Consider the following 687-nt stretch of genomic DNA (forward strand, 5'->3'; position numbering starts at 1 on the left):
CCGGCGTGTCGTCCGCGTGCAGCCGCTCGGCCTTCATCACATGCTCGGCGATCAGAGCGCTCAGAGGCTGGGTCGCAAAGGCGACCGCTCCCATCCAGTCGCACAGGGTCGAGACGTCTAGGTCGACCCCTTCCTGAGCAAACACCGCGCTCTGGCGGGTCAGCGGCAGATGCAGGCCGAACTTGCCCACCGTGATCTCGGCCAGCAGGTGGGGACCGGCGCGGCCGCGCGGAATAGCATGGAATGGCGCCGGCGTCTCGGTGATCGTCTCACACGCCGCACAGCTGAACTTCTCACGGACCGTCTCCACGACGATCCAACGCGCCGGGATGCGCTCCAGGGTCTCGGTCACGACTTCCCCGAGTTTGCGCAGGCCTCCCCCACAGCAGGCGCAGGCGGTCGGGCCAGGCAGAACCACGCGCCGGCGCGGCAGATGCCCAGGCAAGGGCCTGCGGGCGGGCTTGGCCCGCTTCAACTCTTCGACCGTCCACTGGGGTGCATCCGGTGCTGCCGCGGCATCCTTCGCCTCGGCCTCGGCATCCAGGTGGGCGGCGCTCTCCTCCAGGTCCTCCAGGGCGAGCAACAGCTGCTCGAGACGGGCTCCGCGTTCCGACGAGGTGCCGAAGTGCTGGCGGCGCAACTTGGCGATCTGCAGCTTGAGCCGTTCGATCTCCAGCTCCAGGGCAT

1 protein-coding gene is annotated in these 687 nt (G+C 68.7%); it reads right to left on the reverse strand.

What is annotated here, in order from left to right:
• Positions 1 to 687: IS66 family transposase (locus OC446_RS30575; RefSeq protein ID WP_262032618.1), on the reverse strand; the 687-nt coding region annotated here is incomplete at both ends.

Origin of the sequence: Microvirga sp. Mcv34, from assembly GCF_024519725.1 — a bacterium.
Lineage (GTDB): Bacteria > Pseudomonadota > Alphaproteobacteria > Rhizobiales > Beijerinckiaceae > Microvirga.